Annotated in this window: 15 protein-coding genes; 8 read left to right on the top strand and 7 right to left on the bottom strand. The window is 66.0% G+C overall.

The features are described from left to right. Nucleotides 1-8 precede the first annotated feature (8 nt). A complete protein-coding gene (locus tag J2805_RS09280) occupies nucleotides 9-851 on the top strand; it encodes a hydroxymethylpyrimidine/phosphomethylpyrimidine kinase (protein WP_309975419.1) in 843 nt (280 codons plus the stop codon). Here J2805_RS09280 and J2805_RS09275 read toward each other — a convergent pair. Then, nucleotides 848-1495, bottom strand: coding sequence for a TetR/AcrR family transcriptional regulator (locus tag J2805_RS09275; RefSeq protein ID WP_309975417.1), 648 nt, complete (start codon nucleotides 1493-1495; stop codon nucleotides 848-850). The two genes, J2805_RS09280 and J2805_RS09275, sit on opposite strands and share 4 nt — an antisense overlap. A 98-nt stretch (nucleotides 1496-1593) precedes the next feature. On the opposite strand from J2805_RS09275, the gene J2805_RS09270 reads away from it, so the two are divergent. Then, a complete protein-coding gene (locus J2805_RS09270; RefSeq protein ID WP_309975415.1) occupies nucleotides 1594-1914 on the top strand; it encodes a putative antibiotic biosynthesis monooxygenase in 321 nt (106 codons plus the stop codon). Nucleotides 1915-1991: 77 nt separating this feature from the next. Here J2805_RS09270 and J2805_RS09265 read toward each other — a convergent pair whose 3' ends face one another. Beyond that, complete coding sequence (locus J2805_RS09265; RefSeq protein WP_309975413.1) at nucleotides 1992-3290, bottom strand: serpin family protein; 1299 nt, start codon at nucleotides 3288-3290, stop codon at nucleotides 1992-1994. 222 nt (nucleotides 3291-3512) lie between these two features. Between J2805_RS09265 and J2805_RS09260 the strand changes: the two genes are divergently transcribed. Then, a complete protein-coding gene (locus J2805_RS09260) occupies nucleotides 3513-3869 on the top strand; it encodes an iron chaperone (protein ID WP_309975411.1) in 357 nt (118 codons plus the stop codon). Between the two features lie 100 nt (nucleotides 3870-3969). Here the strand turns inward: J2805_RS09260 and J2805_RS09255 are convergent, their stop codons facing one another. Both J2805_RS09255 and J2805_RS09250 read right to left on the bottom strand, forming a co-directional pair. After that, entirely contained in the window at nucleotides 3970-5718 is a 1749-nt protein-coding gene (locus J2805_RS09255) for a pyruvate dehydrogenase (protein ID WP_309975409.1), read from the bottom strand. A 241-nt stretch (nucleotides 5719-5959) separates the two neighbouring features. Beyond that, nucleotides 5960-7354 carry an MFS transporter gene (locus tag J2805_RS09250; RefSeq protein WP_309975407.1) on the bottom strand — a complete coding sequence of 465 codons (1395 nt, stop codon included), beginning with the start codon at nucleotides 7352-7354 and terminating at the stop codon, nucleotides 5960-5962. 279 nt (nucleotides 7355-7633) lie between these two features. On the opposite strand from J2805_RS09250, the gene J2805_RS09245 reads away from it, so the two are divergent. The 3 genes from J2805_RS09245 to J2805_RS09235 are packed head-to-tail and all read left to right on the top strand — an operon-like array spanning nucleotide 7634 to nucleotide 10781. Then, nucleotides 7634-8302 (top strand): response regulator transcription factor, encoded by a 669-nt coding sequence (locus J2805_RS09245; RefSeq protein WP_309975405.1) that lies wholly within the window; start codon nucleotides 7634-7636, stop codon nucleotides 8300-8302. Beyond that, nucleotides 8299-9750, top strand: coding sequence for a sensor histidine kinase (locus J2805_RS09240; protein ID WP_309975403.1), 1452 nt, complete (start codon nucleotides 8299-8301; stop codon nucleotides 9748-9750). The genes J2805_RS09245 and J2805_RS09240 overlap by 4 nt, the downstream gene beginning before the upstream one ends. Next, nucleotides 9747-10781 carry a TAXI family TRAP transporter solute-binding subunit gene (locus J2805_RS09235; protein ID WP_309975401.1) on the top strand — a complete coding sequence of 345 codons (1035 nt, stop codon included), beginning with the start codon at nucleotides 9747-9749 and terminating at the stop codon, nucleotides 10779-10781. Before J2805_RS09240 ends, J2805_RS09235 begins: the two co-directional genes overlap by 4 nt. Nucleotides 10782-10907: 126 nt before the next feature. Here J2805_RS09235 and J2805_RS09230 read toward each other — a convergent pair whose 3' ends face one another. Further along, nucleotides 10908-12395 (bottom strand): helix-turn-helix domain-containing protein, encoded by a 1488-nt coding sequence (locus J2805_RS09230; protein WP_309975399.1) that lies wholly within the window; start codon nucleotides 12393-12395, stop codon nucleotides 10908-10910. A gap of 182 nt (nucleotides 12396-12577) precedes the next feature. On the opposite strand from J2805_RS09230, the gene aceA reads away from it, so the two are divergent. Beyond that, the gene (gene aceA, locus J2805_RS09225) at nucleotides 12578-13909 is read left to right on the top strand and encodes an isocitrate lyase (protein ID WP_309975397.1); all 1332 of its coding nucleotides are present in this window, start codon (nucleotides 12578-12580) and stop codon (nucleotides 13907-13909) included. A gap of 91 nt (nucleotides 13910-14000) precedes the next feature. Continuing rightward, a complete protein-coding gene (aceB, locus tag J2805_RS09220) occupies nucleotides 14001-15665 on the top strand; it encodes a malate synthase A (RefSeq protein ID WP_309975395.1) in 1665 nt (554 codons plus the stop codon). Nucleotides 15666-15909: 244 nt separating this feature from the next. Here the strand turns inward: aceB and J2805_RS09215 are convergent, their stop codons facing one another. Next, on the bottom strand, nucleotides 15910-17103 hold the full coding sequence (locus tag J2805_RS09215; RefSeq protein WP_309975393.1) for an MFS transporter: 1194 nt from the start codon (nucleotides 17101-17103) through the stop codon (nucleotides 15910-15912). 83 nt (nucleotides 17104-17186) lie between these two features. Next, nucleotides 17187-18419, bottom strand: a complete 1233-nt coding sequence (locus J2805_RS09210) for an ROK family transcriptional regulator (RefSeq protein ID WP_309975391.1) — start codon at nucleotides 18417-18419, stop codon at nucleotides 17187-17189. Between the last annotated feature and the right edge of the window lie 141 nt (nucleotides 18420-18560).

Genomic DNA, 18560 nt, shown 5'->3' with positions numbered 1-18560 from the left:
ATGGGTAAATGACTTCTGCCGCTGTTGAGACCCTGCCTGCCGTCGCCCTCACCATTGCCGGGTCCGAGGCGACCGGCGGTGCCGGAGCACAGGCCGACCTGAAGACCTTCCAGGAACTGGGCGTCTTCGGCATCGCCAACCTGACCTGCATCGTGTCCTTCAACCCGAATGACAACTGGAACCACCGTTTCGTCCCGGTGGACCAGCAGGTCATCGCGGACCAGCTGGAGGCGACGACGGCGGCCTACGGCGCCGCTTCAGGCGCGCCGTCCGTGCTGGATACGGTGAAGATCGGCATGCTGGGCAGCCCGGCCACCATTTCGACGGTTGCCGCCGCGCTGGCTTCCGGCGGGTTCACCAACGTGGTGCTGGATCCGGTGCTGATCTGCAAGGGCCAGGAACCGGGCCATGCACTGGACACGGACCAGGCACTCCAAGCGCAGATCCTGCCGCTGGCCACGTTCGTCACGCCAAACCACTTCGAGGCGGAGTCGCTGTCCGGCCTGGCGATCACGGACCTCGAGTCCCTGAAGGCCGCGGCCATCCGCATCCATGAGCTGAGCGGCGCCGTGGTGCTGGCCAAGGGCGGCGTGCGCCTGGCCGGTCCCGACGCCGTCGACGTCTATTACGACGGCGACACCTTGGAGGTCCTCTCCGCCCCGAAGGTGGGCGAAGTGGCAGTCTCCGGAGCAGGCTGCTCCCTGGCGGCCGCCGTGACAGCGGAGCTCGCCAAGGGCGCGACTCCGCTCGAGGCTGCCCGCACGGCGAAAGCGTTCGTGACCGCCGGTATCCGCAACCGTGTGGCCTCCGGCGCCCCGTTCGACGCCCTCTGGCAGGGCGGCCCGCGCTAACGCCCGGAGATCCTTAGCTCTTCGAGTTGCGCGTCTTCCAGCGCGCCGTCTTCCAGCCCCGGGTCCTGCAGCAGGGCTTCGGCCACCATTGTGGCCGTCCGCACGATAAAGGCCCGACGGCGGACCAGGCGGTCCGGAGCGGTGCCCGCCAGCAGCGCATCGATCTGGGGCAGCACCGTCCAGCCGTCGCAGAGGGTCACAATGGTAATGACCAGGTCCGCTGCATCCTCACGGTCGATTCCGGGCAGCACTCTCAGCATCTGGTTCACTTTTGCGGCGCAGTGGTCCGCGCGCGTGGCCCGGTCCACGGTGTTCCTGCCGCGCTCCAGGCCTTCCCAGAACAGCAGGCGGGCCAAGGCGCCATCGGTCGTGTGCCGGTCAAAAAGCCTTCCGGCGTACTCTCCGACGGCTGCGGCGCCATGACCCTCGATGGGGACCTCGGACATCACCCGCACCAGTTCCGCGGCGAGTACGGCGTCGAACAGGTCGTCCTTCTTGCCGAAGTACTGGTAAATACGCTCCTTGTTGACGCCGGCAGCGGCTGCGATGCGGTCCACCCGGGCGCCGGCGAGGCCCTTCTCACTGAACTCCTCCGTGGCGGCAGTCAGCAGCAGCGCTTTGGTGCGGTCAGTATTCCAGGCCATGTGCTGATTCTACCCGTTTCCAACTAACTAGTTGCACTTTTGCCAAGCCGGCGTTAGTCTCATCTCTATCAAAAGCAACTATCTAGTTGGAGTTAGCTATGAACAGCGCCCTCACGTCCACGACAACACCTCCTGCGTCAGGGGCCCCGCTCGAGTTGCCGGTTCCGGTTCAGCCGTCGGCGCCGCCCGCACCGTCCATCCATGTCCGAGCCGTCATCACGTGGCTTGCCATCTTCCCGCTGGTTGCAGTGGGCATGATGGTGGTGGCACCCCTGACCGAGGGCTGGCACCCGGTGCTCCGCGCACTGGTCCTCACGCTCGTGGTGGTTCCGGCGGCCGTGTACATCGTGCTGCCGCGGCTGTTCGCGGGCTACGGCGCCGTGCTGCGCCGCCGCAATTCCCTCAAGACCAAGAGCTAAGCACCGGCCGGTAGGTTCAGGCCGGTGCGCCTCGGCCGGTAAGTTCCGGCAACGCCAAGCTGCTCGGCGTGTCCCGGTCAGGAGCGCGGGTCGGCCACCGTTCCCATGAACAGCGGCAGGCCGGTTTCGACGTGAACGATCTGGTAATGGAACGGCCGGTCGAAGGCGATGGTCCGCTCGGGCTGCGGCGGAGCGCTGGTGGCCATGCCATTGATCTGCGTGACCGCGGCGGCGATGGTGCCCTTTTCAGCAACTGTGATGTTGGCAGCCTGCGCGGCCTGGGTGATCATCATCCGGGGTTGGATGTTGTTGAAGTCCTCGGTGGTGCTGAGGGTCTTCCGCAGGCCGAGCGACTCAAACACCTTCCGCAGGTCAAAACTGCACTTGTGATCCCAGCGGGGCAGTTGGATCTGCACTGTTTCGAGCGCTGCCGTGTCGAAGGTGTCCGCGATCTCCGTGAGCTGGGCTGCGTCAAAAGCCGTGGAGGCCGGGGCGGACCCGGCGTCGACTCCGGCACCTGCAACCGGCAGGACCAGCCGCATCACGAAACCATCGGCGTAGGGAAGATCCACACCCCGCCAGCCAGCCCCTTCCGCATACTTCATTTTCAGCTCGTTATGCATTGCAGGCGCCTCGATTTCCTCGCCGGCGGCTGTGGTGAAGGGCAGGTCCGAGGTGTCATTCGGGTCAAACGGCGCGCTCCACGCGGACGCGAAGTACAGGGAATTGAGCAGGCTGAACGTATTGTCCGGATCGTATTTGGCAGGCGCTTCCTTGATCCGGCCCCCGGTGTTCCTGTTGACCCAGGCGTCGATGGCGGGCTTCGTTGCACCCTCGTCGCTGAAGTCCACGGGATACACGCCGGTTCCGTAGTGCCGGGCCAGAGTGTCCAGGAAGGACTGACCGGTAGGCATGCCCTTGTCCACGAACAGCCCGTTGGCCGCGTGCATGACCGGCTTCCGCGGCGGGTTGTCCTCATCCACTGCGCCGGGGTCGCCGTCGAACTTCTCCAGCGAGCTGAGCACCGCGTTCATGGCCTCGTCGCGATTCTCAGCGGGGAGCTGCAGGACGCTGTCCAGTTCCGCCGCGGTCTCGCCCGTCGCGCCGGCGCGAAGCATCGCGAGGGCAATCAGCAGGCTGCCGGGCGAGGACACCACGTTCCCGTTGGAGCCGTCGCCGCCGTCGGCCAGCAGGGCCTCGCCGAGGCCCAGGGCGGAGGCCCGGAAGGAGCGCAGTTCAGCGGCATAAGCCGCGCGGTCCACCGAAACCCGCTCCACGCCGTCGGCCTTCAAAAGCTCCGGAGACGACGCCGAACAGGCGGTCAGCGCCACAAGGGCACCCGCGGTCGCGATCCTGGCCACACGGAACGTCTTCATTTTTCTTCCCCCTTGGACCTGCCCTGCCGGCACCGGCGCGAATCCGCCCTTCTCCCTTCAGTCAACCAGCCGGCCCGCCGCAGGACGATGCCCGTAGGGTCACGGTTTGCCGTCGTTTTGGTTTCACCCCACCGACGCTCTCGCAGCTTTCGCAACGTTTCCGCCAACGCTCCCGCATTTCCTGCGCCGGCGTATCCTCGTGACATGTCGGAGGAGCGCTAAGTGGCACAGCATTTCAACACCGTTGACGAGTACATCGCGTCCTTTCCCGCCGAGGTGCAGGGCATCCTCCGGGAAGTCCGGCGCAGGTGCCATGCCGCCGTCCCGGAGTCCGGCGAGATGATCAGCTACGGCATCCCGACGGTCACCCTGCACGGCAAATACGTGGTGTATTTCGCGGGCTGGGCGCATCATATTTCCGTGTATCCAGTGCCGGCCGGCAACGACGATTTCCAGACGGCGATCGCACCGTACCGGTCGGCCAAGGGAACGTTGAAGTTCCCCTTGGGCAAACCGGTACCTTACGAGCTCATCGAAAAGACGGCGGCACTGCTTGCGGCAGAGCGCCGCGGGCAATAGGGCCGGCAGGCGCCGGAGGCGTCCGACGACGGCGGGCGGCAGCGCCGTCGTCGTCCTCCGACCCCCGGTCCCCGGCCCCCGTCCCCCGGCCGCCGGTAACCTATCCCCGCGGGATGTTCCGCAGGTTGCTCCGGGCCATGCTCACGGCCTCGCCGGCGCCGCGGTTCAGGACCACCTTTGACATCGCGGTCGCAAAGCCGAGGACCTGCGAGCCGGTGATCTTCGGCGGAAGGGACAGCGCTTTGGGATCCGTGATGAGTTCCACCAGCGACGGTCCGGGGTGGGCGAAGGCCTCCCGGTAGGCCTCCTCAATCCGGGCCGGATCGGTGACCCGGACCGAGTGGAAGCCGAGGGCACGGGCGACCGCAGCATAGTTGGCGTCCGGCACATCGACGCCGAAATCAGGCAGCCCATCCACGAGCATCTCCAGCTTGACCATGCCCAGGGTGGAGTTGTTGAAGACCACAACGTTCACCGGCAAACGGTGCGCGGCAACGGTGATGAGCTCACCAAGCAGCATGGACAGCCCGCCGTCGCCCGATACCGAGATGACCTGGCGGCCGGGGTAGGCGAGCTGCGCACCGATCGCGTGCGGCAGGGCGTTGGCCATGGAGCCGTGCAGGTACGAGCCGATCAGCCGGCGGGTGCCCAGCGGGTTGATGTAGCGCGCGGTCCAGACGTTGCACATGCCGGTGTCCGCCGTGAAGATCGCGTTCTCCGCGGCCACCTGATCCAGCAGCGATGCCGCGTATTCCGGGTGGATCGGCTGCTTCTTTTCCACCTTTCGCGTGTACGCGCCCACGGCCTTATTCATAAGCTTGTCGTGCTTCTTGAGCATCTGGTTGAGGAAGCGCCGGCTCTTCTTCGGGGTGAGCAGTGGCTTCAGCGCGGCGAGCGTGGGCAGCACGTCGCCATGGACGGCGATGTCGACGTCGGTCCGCCGCCCAAGTTTGTGGGCGGCCCGGTCCACTTGGGCGGTACGGGTGCCGGGCAGGAACTGGTCGTAAGGGAAGTCCGTGCCGAGCAGAATCAGCAGGTCCGCATCCTCGATCCCCTCGGCGGCCGCGCCGTAGCCGAGCAGGCCGGTCATGCCGATGTCATACGGGTTGTCGTATTGCATGAAGTCCTTGCCCCGCAGCGAGTGCCCGATCGGGGCGCCGATTACCTCCGCGAGGGCCACGACTTCGTCGTGGGCGCCCTGCGTTCCTGCCCCGGCAAAGATGGCAACTTTGCCGGCCGCGTTAATGGCATCGGCGAGTTCCCGGACGCTCGCCGCATCGGGGACCAGGGTGGCGCGTCGGAACGTCGCGGGCAGCGGCGTCTCACCAGTCGCTTCCAGCCCGGCTATGTCGCCGGGAAGGGTGACGACGGCGACTCCCCCGAGCCCGAGGGCGTGCTGGATCGCGCTGTGCATGACCCGGGGCGCCTGCTCGGCAGTGCTGACCAGCTCCGAGTACACCGAGCATTCGTTGAAAAGACGGTCCGGATGGGTTTCCTGGAAGAAGCCGCTGCCGATCTGCTTGCTCGGAATGTGCGAGGCGATGGCCAGGACAGGCGCTCCTGAGCGGTTCGCGTCGTACAGGCCGTTGATCAGGTGCAAGTTGCCCGGGCCGCAGGACCCGGCGCAGACTGCGAGCCGGCCGGTCAGCTGGGCTTCAGCCGCGGCGGCGAACGCGGCGGCCTCTTCATGCCGGACGTGTATCCAGTCGATTCCGCCGTGCTCGGAGCCGCCGGTTTTGCGGACTGCGTCGACGATCGGGTTGAGGCTATCCCCCACGATGCCGTAAATTCGCTGCACGCCGGCAGCCTGGAGCTGTTCAATGAGCTGGGTTGCAAGTTCCTTAGCCATGAGTGCACACTCCCGCGATCAGGTTGATGGGCTGACAGGGCCAATATAGTCCGCACCCACATCGGAACGCTCTCTCACTTAACGCAGGAATACCCGGGACGCTCTCTCACTTTCTTCTGGAAAGTGAGAGAGCGTCCCGGGTTTTCGTTGCAGGATCTGCGAGAGCGTCCTGGTGGGTGACGGTACGACGGCGGCCGGCCACGCGCCGTCGTACTCTCCTGGGAGCCTCTGCCCCTGGACGCTAGGCGTCCACGAGGTCCTTGTCCTTGTCGTCATCCTTGCTGGACTGTGACCAGGCATCACCCTGTTCGCGGTCCAAATGCGTGGCCTTCTTGTTCCGCAGGGCGAAGACGTAGACCACCAGGGAGATGGCGATGGCGACGGTTACGTAGGTGAAGAACAGGTCCACCCGCTCGGCCTTCTGGAAGGCCGCGCCGAGCAGCGGCACCGTACCGCCGAAGAGTGAGTTGGCAATCGCATAACCCAGCCCCACGCCGAGGGCGCGGATGGAGGCGGGGAACAGCTCAGCCTTCACCAGGGCGTTGATGGAGGTGTAGCCGCCCACGATCAGCAGGCCGCCCATCATGAGCAGGAACGCGGTGAACGGGTCCTTGGTGTTGGACAGTGTGGAGAGCAGCGGCCAGGTGAAGAGGACGCCGGTGATGCCGAACCACAGCAGCAGCGGCTTGCGGCCCACCTTGTCCGAGATCAGGCCATAGACGGGCTGAAGCAGCATGAAGATGAAGAGTGCCCAGAAGTTGATCACCGAGGTGTCGGTCTTGGCGATGCCTGACGTATCGTTCATGAACTTCAGGATGAAGTTGGTGTACGTGTAGAACGCCACCGTGCCGCCGAGGGTGACGCCGATGCAGATCAGCAGCGGCTTCCAGTACTGGGTGAACAGCAGCCTCATGGTGCCCGGCTGGGCTTCGCCCGCCGTAACGGGCGTCTTGGCCGCCGCAACCTGCTCTTCGGAGACGGTTTCCTCCATGGAGCGCCGCAGCCACAGGACAACCAGCGCAGCCACGCCGCCGATGGCGAACGGGATACGCCAGCCCCACTCGGTCAGATCGCCCTTGGGCATGAAGTTCTGCAGGATGACCAGGACCAGCAGGGCCATCATCTGCCCGCCGATCAGGGTGACGTACTGGAAGCTGGAGAAGAAGCCGCGGCGTTTGGAGGTGGCCGCCTCGGACATGTAGGTGGCGCTGGTGCCGTATTCGCCGCCCACTGAGAAGCCCTGGACCAGGCGCACCAGGATCAGCAGCAACAGCGCCCAGACACCGATCTGCTGGGTGGTGGGCAGGATTGCGATGGCGAAGGATCCCGCGGACATCATCGTCACGCTGAGCGTCAGCGCGGCCTTGCGGCCCTTACGGTCCGCGTAGCGGCCGAAGAACCAGGCACCGATGGGGCGCATCAGGAACGACGTCGAGAACACTGCCATCGCCTCAAGGCCAGCCTGCAGCTCGTCCTTGGAGTTGAAGAAGTGGGACTGGAAGTAGGCGGCAAAGACTGTGTAGACGTAGAGGTCGTACCATTCCACGAGGTTGCCGGCCGAACCTTTGAGGATGTTGCTCACGGCCCTGCGGGTCTGGGCTGACTCACTCTGGATCCCCGCCTGCTGGGTGCTCATCGCTGAACCTTCCTGGCCGGTGCCTTCAGCGGCTCCCGGCGTACCTTTATGCTGTCCACGGCAACATTGCTCATGGTTCCTCCTCGACATCGATGGTCCCCAGAAAGCCGAGGACCCCATCCAAGCTATTCGTGATCCACCGCACAGCCAACGCCGGAGCGGAAGTCCTAACACTTCCTTAGGTTTTGCTCCCGCTCAGGGCGGAAAATCGGCGGACGGGGTAATCTCCAAAGGCGGGCCGGGGAAGAAACACCGCGCATACGGAACAGGAAACAGGCCATGGATGTGCTCATCGTCGAGGACGACGACGCCATGGCGTCCGCCCTCGACGCAGCCGTGGTTTCCGCCGGACACACGGCTTCCCGGGTTGCCCGCGGAGCTGACGCACTCCTGGAACACCGGCGCTTCGAGGTCATCCTGCTCGATCTGGGCCTTCCCGATATGGACGGCCTCGACGTCCTGCGCAAGCTTCGCCAGGTCACACCCGTCCCGATCCTTATCCTCACAGCCCGCGATGACGAGCGCAGCGTGGTGCTGGGCCTGCGGTCCGGAGCCGATGACTACCTCGTCAAGCCGGTGAAACTGGTTGAGCTCCTCGCCCGCATCGAAGCCGTCACCCGGCGGGCAGGCCGCGCAAAGGACACCAGGCAGCGCACCATCGTGCTGGGCGAACTCGAGGTGGACCTCGAACGGCGGGTGGCAGCGATCGGTCCCAGGGTCCTGCCCCTGACCGCCACCGAATTCGACCTGCTCGCGCTCCTGGCAAGCCATGCAGGTTCGGTGGTCACCCGGGAACAGATCCTGGATGCGCTGTGGGGGGATGCGTTCCTTGCCTCCTCGCGATCCCTTGACGTGCACCTGACAGGCCTGCGGGCGAAACTCCAGATGCCGGGCTTCATCATCAACGTCCGCGGCGTGGGCTACCGGGTCGAGGCGGGTCCTGCGTGAAGCTGCGCGTCCTCGGCGTCCTGAGCGTCCTGTCCGTCCTCATCGTCATCTTCGCCTCCACGGCCATCCTGACATCCGCCAGCCGGGAGCTTACCCAGGAACTGCAGATCAACCGGGCCGCCGCCCTCAACCGCCTCGCGCAGGTGGCGTTCGACGCCGCGACGGACGGGGATTCCACCCAGCTGCAGGCCGAGATGGACCGATACTCGGAACTGTACGGAGAAGGCGTCCTGATCCGCCTCCAGCAGGGTGCGCTGCGGTCCGGCGGCCTGAGCGAGGACAGGGCGGAGGTCCGCGACGCCCTGGCCAGGGCGAACCTGAACCTCAACGACACCACCCTCGCTCCGCTGCAGCCTTTCGGAACCGGTTCCGAGGTGATTTCCCGCTCCTTCGGCAGCGCAAGCCAGGTTCTGGGCGAGGCGGTCCTGGAGGTCAACCTGGATGCGGCCCGGCAGAAACTCCGGGAACGATGGCTTTTGGTCGGCGTGGCCGCGGCCGCCCTCGCTGCCGTGCTCCTCCTCGGTGCGGCCCGCGTGACCGGATGGGTGCTGCGTCCTGTGCACCGCCTGAATTCGGCCGTCAAGGAGCTTGAGGCAATAGGCCGGACCGGCAACCTTCCCGAGGCCGGGCCACCGGAACTGCGGGAACTGAGCCGTTCCTTCACCAGGATGGCCGGGACAGTCAGCGAGAGCATCGACTCCCAGCGCCAGCTGATTGCCGACACCTCCCATCAGCTGCGCAATCCCGTGGGTGCCCTGCGGTTAAGGATCGACTTGCTGCAGCTGGAACTGAAGACAGCAAGGGAACAGAAGGCGGCGGCCGGGGTTCTCGCCGAACTCGAACGTGTGGAAGAGATCCTCGACGGCGTGCTGAAGCTGGCCGCCGCCGAACACAGGGCCTTCGAAGACTCTGCCGGAGGTCCGCTGGGGACTCCTTCGCACGGGCTCCCAGCCGTCATTGACCCCTACCCGGTCCTGCAGGAAGAAACCGAACGGGCCGGCCCGGCTGCACGGCGCAGCGGCTCCCACATACTGCTGGACGATCCGCCGGACCCGGCGGTGAACATCGCCTGCAACGCCGCCGAACTGGCCCAGATGGTGGGGGAACTGATCAACAACGCCATCAAATACGCGCCCGGTGCCCGCATCTCAGTGGCAGTACGGGTACGCCCGGACGCGGTCGCCGTCGAAATCTCCGACGACGGCCCCGGGCTTTCCGCGGAGGAACGGGCTGCTGCCACCAGCAGGTTCTGGCGCTCCCCCCAGCACCGCGAGATCCGCGGCAACGGCCTGGGCATGACGATTGTGGACAAACTGGCGGGGGCCAACGGAGGCCGCCTCCTGCTGGCGGAAGCGTCGCCGCACGGCCTGAACGCCCGCATCGAGTTTCCGCATGCCTTTGCGCACCCGGGTAAGTTCGCGCAGCAGGGCAAGGAGGGCACTGCATGACCGGAGCGTCGGGCCTGACCGGCATGTCCGAAGGCCTTCCCCCGCGACGGACCGCCCTCAAGGCCGGGCTGGCTGCCGGGCTGGCGGGACTGCTTTTACCGGCTCTCAGCGCGTGCACTCCCGAGGACCGTCCGGGCACGGTGACCGTGGCCGGGGGTGAGCCGGGAGGGTTCTATCTGGAGTTCGCCACGCTGCTGGCGGAGTCCCTCCAGCGTCACGGCGTGGCGGACCATGCCGTGGCACTGACCACCGGAGGCAGCCTGGACAACCTGGGGCAGCTGCTGACGGGGCAGGCCACATTCGCCGTCGCGCTGTCCGATGCGGCAGCCCGGCAGGTTACGGGAGGCGGTACGCCGGGTGCCGGCATCTCTGCCCTCGGACGGGTGTACGAAAATTACGTGCATTGCGTCGTGCGGAAAGACGGCGGCATCGGCGACCTCGCCGGACTGGCCGGGCGGACGGTTGCTGTCGGCGAGCCCGGTTCGGGGACCTCACTGACCACTCCACGCCTGATCGAGGCTGCCGGGCTGGGCTCCGCTGCTGCCGGTACCCCCTCCGCTGCAGCCACCGAACAGACAGTTTCTGTACTGAACCTCGGGCTCAACGATGGTCTGGCAGCCCTGCAGGGCGGGTCAGTAGACGCCCTGTTCTGGTCCGGTGGCGTGCCTACGGCCGCAATCGCTGACAGCAACAAGGAGGCTGCCCTGGGATTCCTGGACCTCTCGGCGTTGATTCCGTCCATACGGGCCCGTTACGGCCCCTACTACGACCGCGTGCTGATCCCCGAGGGCAGCTACGAGGGCATTCCTGCTGTCTGGACGGTGGGCGTGGCGAATCTCCTCCTGTGCCGGAACGACCTGGACGGGCGGACCGTGAAGCGGACCGTCGAACTGCTGGTGGGGCACGCCGAGGAACTGATCCCCCGCTCCAGTCGGGGGGTCCAGTTCCTGAGTCCGGAGTCGCTGATCAACACTGCCGGGTTGCCGTTGCACCCGGCAGCCGCTGACGCCTACCGGGAACTCCACGGGTAACCGAAACGCTCTCTCACTTTCTGCGCTCAAAACCGAAACGTTCTCTCACTTTTCTCAAGAGAGTGAGAGAGCGTCCTGGGAAAAACCGCAGAAGGTGAGAGAGCGTTCAGCTCCCGGAGCGGGCTACTAAGCCTTGGAGTGCGCCTCCAGGAAGCTGTAAACCTCGGTTTCATCCACGCCCGGGAAGGCTCCTGGGGGCATGGCCGCGAGCAGGTGGGAGTGTGCCCGCGCTGAGGGCCATGCATTCCCCGCCCACTCCGACGTCAGCGACGCCGGCGGACGGCGGCAGCAGTTCTCGTCCGGGCAGGTGGACTTGGACCGCTCGGTGGTTTCCCGGCCGCGGAACCACTTCACCTGCGCGTACGGAACTCCGACAGAGAGCGAAAACTCGCCGGTCGCCGACCGTTCCGTCCGGGCCGTGCACCAGTAGGTGCCGGACGGGGTGTCCGTGTACTGGCTGTACGCACTGAACTTATCCGGCACGTCGAACACCACCCGCGAGGTCCAGTTCCTGCACGACGGCTGGCCCTCAATGGCGCCGGTGTGATCCTGCGGGAACGTCACGCCGTCGTTCTCGTAGGCTTTGTAGATGATGCCGCTCTTGTGCGTTTTCTGGAAGTGCGTGCGGATGTCCAGGTGCTGGGTTGCAAGGTTCGTGAACCGGTGCGCCGCAGTTTCATAGGACACGGCGAACGCATCCCGGATGTCCTCCACGGCGATTTCCTTGGCCTGCTTGGCCCGCTGCAAGAAGTCCACAGTGGCCTGTTCCGGCAGCATCAGGGCCGCGGCAAAGTAGTTTGTGGCCACGCGCTGCATCAGGAAGTCCCCGTAGTTCGACGGCGTCTGGTGGCCCAGAACGTAGTGGCCGAGAGCCTGCAGGAGCACTGAACGGGGGTCGTGATCGGTGCGCTGGTTCTGCGTGAGATAAATTCTGCGGTTCTTAAGATCCGTCACGGAACGGGTGGAATGCGGCAGATCGCCCACGTGATGGAGGCTGAAACCGAGGTGTCCGGCAATGTCCGCGATGACGTGGTGGGACAGCGGACCGCTGGTGTGGCCGACCGATGCCAGGACCTTCTGGGCTTCTGCCTCGTACTCCGGGAAATAGTTGTTCCGCTCACGCATCATGGCACGCAGCGCACCGTTGGCGCGGCGGGCTTCTTCCGGCGTCGCTGCCTGCTCATTGAGCCGGCGCTCCAGCTCATGCTGCAGGCCCACCATGGACTCCAGCACATCCATCGGCAGCCGCGAGCTGATGCGGATTTTGGGCAGGTTCAGGGACCCGTAAAGCGGGCTGCGCTGGTACCGTTCCAACTCGATCTCCAGCGCCGCCCGCCGGTTCGGCGGCTCCGCCCCGAGCAGCTGGTCGATGCTGACATTCAGCGCGGCGGCCAGCTGTTGCAGCAGTCCCAGTTTGGGTTCGCGTTTGCCGTTCTCGATCAGGCTCAGCTGGCTCGGCGCGGTCCCGACGGCAGCGCTCAGGTCATCGAGGGTCATTGCCGCCGCTTTGCGCAGGTGGCGGACGCGCCGGCCCAGGCTGATGACGTCCAGTTCAGGGGTGCCAGGGGACGACGGCGGGGTGGCGGCTTTGCGGTTCCAGCTCGTAGGCGACATTTATTGAGCATACGCGAAGAAGTGCATTTCTTTCCATGGTTTTCATCTAGTAACCCTCTTGAAAGTGCAGAAAAGTAGATCTCACGGAAAGAAACACCGCACCGGTCCGGCCGGTCCCCCACTGCAACGGCGCAGGACGGGGGCCGGCCTGGACAACCCGGAGCACAAACAAGGAGACAAAGATGACTGCAGCATTTGAGCCCACCCAGCAGACGCCCGAAGAGCAGGCCGCCGCACTGGAGCTCGAGTGGGCCGCCAACCCCCGCTGGGAAGGTGTGACCCGTGACTACAAGGCAACGGACGTCGTCCGCCTCCGCGGCCGCGTCTCCGAAGAACACACCTTGGCCCGCCGCGGTTCCGAGAAGCTGTGGAAGCAGCTCACCGAAGAGCACAAGACCGGCGGCTACACCAACGCCCTGGGCGCCCTGACCGGCAACCAGGCCGTGCAGCAGGTCAAGGCCGGCCTCCGCGCCATCTACCTGTCCGGCTGGCAGGTCGCTGCCGACGCCAACAACTCCGGTCACACCTACCCGGACCAGTCGCTGTACCCGGCCAACTCGGTTCCCACGGTGGTCCGCCGCATCAACAACGCCCTGCTCCGCGCCGACCAGATTGAGTTCTCCGAGGGCATCCAGACCGTTGAGGACTGGATGGTGCCGATCGTGGCCGACGCTGAGGCAGGCTTCGGCGGACCGCTGAACGCCTACGAGCTGATGAAGTCCATGATCCAGGCCGGCGCCTCGGGCGTTCACTGGGAGGACCAGCTCGCTTCGGAGAAGAAGTGCGGCCACCTCGGCGGCAAGGTGCTCATCCCCACCCAGCAGCACGTCCGGACCCTGAACGCGGCCCGCCTGGCAGCCGACGTCGCCGGCACCCCGTCGGTGGTCATCGCACGCACCGACGCCGAGGCGGCCACCCTGATCACCTCCGACGTCGACGATCGCGACCAGGAATTCATCCTCCGCGAAGGGGGCCAGCCGGTCCGCACCGCGGAGGGCTTCTACAAGGTCCGCAACGGCATCGAACCCTGCATCGCCCGCGCCAAGGCCTACGCCCCGTACTCCGACCTCATCTGGATGGAGACGGGCACCCCGGACCTGGAGCTGGCCCGCAAGTTCGCCGAGGCCGTCAAGTCCGAGTTCCCGGACCAGATGCTCTCCTACAACTGCTCGCCGTCCTTCAACTGGCGCAAGCACCTGGACGACGCCACCATCGCCAAGTTCCAGCGTGAACTCGGCGCCATGGGCTTCACGTTCCAGTTCATCACCCTGGCCGGCTTCCACGCCCTGAACTACTCGATGTTCGACCTCGCCCACGGCTACGCCCGAGAAGGCATGAGCGCCTACGTCGAGCTCCAGGAAAAGGAATTCGCCTCCGAGTCCCGCGGCTACACCGCGACCAAGCACCAGCGCGAAGTCGGCACCGGCTACTTCGACGACATCGCCACTGCGCTCAACCCGAACGCATCCACCCTCGCCCTGGTCGGATCGACCGAAGAGGGCCAATTCCACTAATTTTCCCCAAGTAAGTAGCGGTAAGTGTCGTTTTGGAGGCTCAAAACGACACTTACTGCTACCCAGTTGGGCCCTGCACCAGGAGACCGAAATGAACAGCTTCACTGACAACTTCACTATCAACGGGATCACTCTGACTGCGCAGCCGATTTGCCGGCAGGGCGAGGTTCTTACTCCGGATGCTTTGGCGTTCGTTGCCAAGCTGCACCGGGCCACCACGGCGCGGCGGCAGGAGCTCCTGCAGGGGCGCCGTGACCGGCGGGCCCTGATCGCCAAGGGACAGGATCCGCGGTTCCTCCGCGAGACCGAGTCCGTCCGCAACGATCCGAACTGGCGGGTCGCTCCCCCGGCCCCGGGCCTGGAGGACCGCCGCGTGGAGATCACCGGCCCGGTGGACAAGAAGATGACCATCAACGCGCTGAACTCCGGTGCCAAGGTGTGGCTGGCAGACATGGAGGATTCCTCCACGCCGTCGTGGCGGAACGTCATCAAGGGCCAGCTGAACCTGACGGACGCGCTGGAACGCCGGATCGACTTCACCTCCCCCGAGGGCAAGGAGTACAAGCTCCGCCCGGCCAGCGAACTGCCCACCATCGTGGTCCGCCCCCGCGGCTGGCACCTGCCCGAAAAGCACATGCTCGTTGACGGCGAACCGATCGCCGGCGGCATCGTGGACTTCGGCCTGTACTTCTTCCACAACGCCCACCGCCTGCTGGCTCAGGGCAAGGGCCCCTACTTCTACCTGCCCAAGATCGAGAACCACCTCGAAGCCCGCCTGTGGAACGACATCTTCATCCTGGCCCAGGACCTGCTCGGCATCCCGCAGGGCACCATCCGCGCCACCGTGCTGATCGAGACCATCACGGCCTCCTTCGAAATGGAAGAGATCCTCTACGAACTGCGCGACCACGCCGCCGGCCTGAACGCCGGCCGCTGGGACTACATCTTCTCGATGATCAAGAACTTCCGCACCCGCGGCCCCCGCTTCGTCCTCCCGGACCGCGTCCAGGTGACCATGACCCAGCCCTTCATGCGCGCCTACACCGAGCAGCTGGTCCGGGCCTGCCACAAGCGCGGCGCCATGGCCATCGGCGGCATGGCAGCAGCTGTCCCCAACCGCAAGGACGAGGCAGCCAACGCCATCGCCTTCGAAAAGGTCCGTGCGGACAAGACCCGCGAGGCCGGCGACGGCTTCGACGGCTCCTGGGTGGCGCACCCGGACCTGGTGCCGGTGTGCCGCGAAGTGTTCGACGGGGTGCTCGGCGACCGGCCCAACCAGCTGGACCGCCTCCGCGAGGACGTCACGCCGGATGACCGTGCGCTGCTGGACATCGCCGCCACCACCGGCACCATCACCGAACAGGGCATCCGGAACAACATCGAGGTGGGTATCCGCTACATCGAGTCCTGGCTGCGCGGCAACGGTGCGGTGGCCATCCACAACCTCATGGAGGACGCCGCCACCGCGGAGATCTCCCGCTCGCAGATCTGGCAGTGGATCTACTCCCACGCCATCACCGATCATGGCGAGATCATCACCCGTGAATGGGTGGAGGACCTGCTGGACCAGGAGTTCACCCGGCTGGAACGCTTCGAAGGCGACCGCTTCGCCGACGCCCGGGACATCTTCGAGGAAGTCACCCTGGCGGATGCGTTCCCCACGTTCCTGACCCTCCCCGCCTATGCCCGGTTCCTGCACGAATCCCGCGACCGTTCCGAGGAACCGGTCGAGGACGCAGATCTCGTCGCCGCGTAATCCGCGGTAAGAGAGCCTGCCGAGATTTCCGTTTGCCGGGCGGCCACGCCCTCCGCAACAGGCACCCCGAAATCCGGGGCGACCGCCCGGCAACGGAACCACCATTAAGCGCGAACGGACAGTTGAGGCCCTTGTTCAAGGGCCTCAACTGTCCGTTCGCGCTTTTGGTCTGGGCCGCAACTGTCCGTTCGCGCTCCAGGTTTAGCTCCAGGTTTAACTGACGGAAGTACGACGGCGGGACTCGTCAGCGGGTCTTCGGCACCTTCCGCACAGAGAGCGTCGTGCCGAGGAAGAACGCCGCCACCGAGCCGAGGATCAGCAGCATCGGGTTGGTCCAGGATCCGGACAGCCCATGGACGTACCCGAGGAGGGTCGGGGCGGCAGCGCCCACCGAGTAGCCCACGCCCTGGACAATGGCTGACATCCGGCCGGCAGACGCCTGGTCGCGGGCCAGCTTGATGATGGCGATGAAGATGAGAGTGATGCCGCCGCCCTGCGCTGCGCCGCCAATGGAGGACCAAAGCCACCACAGCTCCGGGACCAGCAGCAGGCCAAGGGGCACCGTCAGCCACATCAGGCCCAAGGCGACCGCCACCGCCGTCGTGCTGGCAAACCTGGCCACCATCGGCACGCCGAGGCCGCCCACAATAGCGAGGATCTGGAAAAGGGAGGACCCGGCGCCGGCGGCGGAGGGCGCCATGCCCAGTTCGTCGATGAGGAACGTCGGCAGCCAGGCCGTCACGCCGTAGTAGGAGAACGCCTGCCCTGCGAAGCCCGCAGTGAGGCCGGCGGTGATCCAGCGGGACGCCGGCTTGCCGCCTGCCGGGCGGGGCCCGGACCCTTCGGCGGCCGCCGGCACAAAGGCGCTTCGGCCCACGGCCAGCACCCAGAAAACGATGGCGGCCACGGCGAAGAGCCCGCTTGCCGCCAGGGAAAGACGCCAGCCCGCAAGCTCAGCCAGCGGCGCGGTGACCACCGAGGTGAGGAACGATCCGATGTTCAGGGCAGCCGTATAGATGCCCATGGCCGTCCCCTGGCGCCGCGGTGAAAAGTCACGGCGGATGATCAGCGGGACGGCGATGTTCCCGATGGTGATGGCGAGGCCGATGATGGCGGTTCCGGACAGCACCAGCGCGCCGTTCCCTACCGAGCGGACAACGACACCGGCCAGCACACCCAGCAGCGTGAGCATGATGGCGAATTCCGCGCCGAATTTTCGGCCCGCGAGCGAGGCAAGCGGCGCCGCCAGCGAGAAGCACAGCACCGGAATGCCGGTGAGCAGCCCCAGTTCAACCGCCGAGAACCCGAGGTCCTGCTGCATCGGCCCCACCACGGGGGCCACCGCAACGAACGGGCCGCGCATGTTCAGCGCGATGAGCCCGATGCAGGCCAGCAGGATCCAGCCGCGCGGAACCCTGGCGAGGATATTCGCTGTCATAGGGCGGGCTGCGGCTTGGTGCGGGGGCGGGAAGAGGGATTCATCAGTTCATTGCTATCATGCCCGCAACCCCCTGACGGGCGTTATCCCGTTGCCTGGAGGGTGGCTTCGATCACGGCAGGCGACAGCACATGCTGCGTCACCATCTGGCTGGCACCAAGGATGGCGGCCTGGTCCCCGGCCATCGAGAGCGCTATCCGCAAGTGTGATGTGGCCAGCGGCAGGGACCGGCGGTACACCACTTCGCGCACGCCGGCCATCAGGTGCTCGCCCGCCTGGCCAAGGCTGCCACCGATCACAATCACGGACGGGTTCAGCAGGTTGACCACTGTTGCGAGCACGTCCCCCACATCCCGGCCGGCCTGGCGCAGCGCCTGGATTGCCTGCAGGTTGCCCTCGCCCACAAGCCGCAGGACGTCCCCGCCCTTCTCTGCAGCCAGCCCCTGACGGGCCAGTTCCCGCGCCACGGCGGGACCGGACGCCAGTGCTTCGAGGCAGCCGTAGTTGCCGCAGCGGCAGAGGACTTCATCGCCGCGCGGGACCCGCACATGTCCGAGGTCGCCCGCGGTTCCGTTGGCGCCGCGCTGCAGTTCCCCGCTGCTGATAATGCCCGCACCGATGCCAGTGGCCACTTTGATGAAGAGGAAATTGTGGTGTTCGGGCCAATATGCCGTTCGCTCGCCGAGGGCCATGATGTTGACGTCGTTGTCCACCAGCACCGGTACGGGCAGCGAGCGCTGGACGTAGCGGACCACGTCGAAGCCGTCCCAGCCGGGCATGATGGGCGGCTTCACCGGCATCCCGGTGGCGTGCTCCACGGGACCGGGCAGTCCGATCCCGATGCCGGCGAGGTCCGCGGGAGTCCGGCCGGCCTCGCTGAGGAGTGTTTTACCTTCCTCGACCACGCGCCTCAGGACCGTCTCCGGACCGTCGGCGACGTCCTGGGCGAGGCGCCGTTCGGAGAGTACGTTGCCGCCGAGGTCGGTGACGGCGATGATCACGTGCGTTGCGCCGACGTCCACTGCCAGCACCGAGCGGGCGGCGGGGTTGAAGGCAAACCGCGACGGCGGCCGGCCGCCGCTGGAGCTTGCCTCACCGGCAGGTCCCACCAGCCCTGAGGAGATCAGGGCATCTATGCGTGCGGCCACCGTTGACCGGGCCAAGCCGGTGGTCAGCGCCAGTTCGGCCCGGGTACGGGCCTTGCCGTCGCGGAGCAGCTGGAAGAGATCGCCGGCTCGGGAAAGACTTCCCGCGCCATCGGCAGCGGGGTCGGTTCCGGGATCGGTGCCGGGCTCTTTTCCAGACGTGGGACTCATGAGTCAGTGATAGCACGAAGGGCTTATGCATGTCACGCCACCGAAAGACTGCCGATGACTTTTCAACTTTTGCTTGACGATCGACATAAGTGGTCCTAGGTTGATCTGTGAGCGGTGTCACCTGAACCCGAGTACGACGCG

Source organism: Arthrobacter oryzae, from assembly GCF_031454875.1.
GTDB lineage: Bacteria > Actinomycetota > Actinomycetes > Actinomycetales > Micrococcaceae > Arthrobacter > Arthrobacter oryzae_D.
This window is presented reverse-complemented; position numbering and strand designations above follow the sequence as displayed.

Coding starts and splice junctions, on each gene's coding strand:
- J2805_RS09270 (WP_309975415.1), top strand. CDS start 1,594: ATGAACAGCGCCCTCACGTCCACGACAACACCTCCTGCGTCAGGGGCC.
- J2805_RS09235 (WP_309975401.1), top strand. CDS start 9,747: ATGACCGGAGCGTCGGGCCTGACCGGCATGTCCGAAGGCCTTCCCCCG.
- J2805_RS09280 (WP_309975419.1), top strand. CDS start 9: ATGACTTCTGCCGCTGTTGAGACCCTGCCTGCCGTCGCCCTCACCATT.
- J2805_RS09250 (WP_309975407.1), bottom strand. CDS start 7,354: ATGAGCACCCAGCAGGCGGGGATCCAGAGTGAGTCAGCCCAGACCCGC.
- aceB (WP_309975395.1), top strand. CDS start 14,001: ATGAACAGCTTCACTGACAACTTCACTATCAACGGGATCACTCTGACT.
- aceA (WP_309975397.1), top strand. CDS start 12,578: ATGACTGCAGCATTTGAGCCCACCCAGCAGACGCCCGAAGAGCAGGCC.
- J2805_RS09215 (WP_309975393.1), bottom strand. CDS start 17,103: ATGACAGCGAATATCCTCGCCAGGGTTCCGCGCGGCTGGATCCTGCTG.
- J2805_RS09275 (WP_309975417.1), bottom strand. CDS start 1,495: ATGGCCTGGAATACTGACCGCACCAAAGCGCTGCTGCTGACTGCCGCC.
- J2805_RS09245 (WP_309975405.1), top strand. CDS start 7,634: ATGGATGTGCTCATCGTCGAGGACGACGACGCCATGGCGTCCGCCCTC.
- J2805_RS09210 (WP_309975391.1), bottom strand. CDS start 18,419: ATGAGTCCCACGTCTGGAAAAGAGCCCGGCACCGATCCCGGAACCGAC.
- J2805_RS09230 (WP_309975399.1), bottom strand. CDS start 12,395: ATGTCGCCTACGAGCTGGAACCGCAAAGCCGCCACCCCGCCGTCGTCC.
- J2805_RS09255 (WP_309975409.1), bottom strand. CDS start 5,718: ATGGCTAAGGAACTTGCAACCCAGCTCATTGAACAGCTCCAGGCTGCC.
- J2805_RS09265 (WP_309975413.1), bottom strand. CDS start 3,290: ATGAAGACGTTCCGTGTGGCCAGGATCGCGACCGCGGGTGCCCTTGTG.